General features: G+C 51.4%; 1 rRNA gene. It reads right to left on the bottom strand.

The annotated features are described in order from the left end of the window. A 16S ribosomal RNA gene (locus KI210_RS08700) occupies nucleotides 1-216 on the bottom strand; the annotation flags it as partial.

Below are 216 nucleotides of genomic sequence, written 5' to 3'. Positions count from 1 at the left end.
TACCTTACCAACTAGCTAATGCACCGCGGGCCCATCCTTTAGCGACAGCTTGCGCCGCCTTTTAAACACTCGCCATGCAGCTTGTGTTTTTATCCGGTATTAGCACCTGTTTCCAAGTGGTATCCCAGTCTTAAGGGCAGGTTGCCCACGTGTTACTCACCCATCCGCCGCTCGCTTGTATCTTTGTCCATTCCGAAGCACTTCTAAAGGCAAGCT

This window comes from Lactobacillus corticis, from assembly GCF_018327645.1.
GTDB lineage: Bacteria > Bacillota > Bacilli > Lactobacillales > Lactobacillaceae > Lactobacillus > Lactobacillus corticis.
This window is presented reverse-complemented; position numbering and strand designations above follow the sequence as displayed.